1 pseudogene is annotated in these 301 nt (G+C 74.1%); it reads left to right on the top strand.

Annotated features, from left to right (window positions below):
• A pseudogene (locus V5O49_RS00140) lies at positions 1-301 on the top strand (hypothetical protein); the annotation flags it as partial.

Below are 301 nucleotides of genomic sequence, written 5' to 3'. Positions count from 1 at the left end.
GAGGGAATCCTGCGCATCCTCGACGAGCTCGAGCTCCGCGGTGTGCCGGGCCACCAGCTGATGCACGTCCTCAACCGAGACATCCTCACCCCGTCGGTCGCCTCCGCCCTGGCGGGCGTCAGCCCGCCGCAGGCGCACGCGCAGGCGAACCTCTCGCGCCTGATGCTCGGGAACCCGCGCAGCGTCGGCGCCAGGGCCCAGCGCCTCGCGCCGCACCCCCCGCTGTACTACCCCCGCGCGCGCCGGGCGAAGATGACCAGGAGCTGTGCCAGGGACGTGATGACGCCCGCCAGCGCGGAGG

The organism is Isoptericola haloaureus (assembly GCF_036689775.1).
Taxonomy (GTDB): domain Bacteria; phylum Actinomycetota; class Actinomycetes; order Actinomycetales; family Cellulomonadaceae; genus Isoptericola; species Isoptericola haloaureus.
This window is presented reverse-complemented; position numbering and strand designations above follow the sequence as displayed.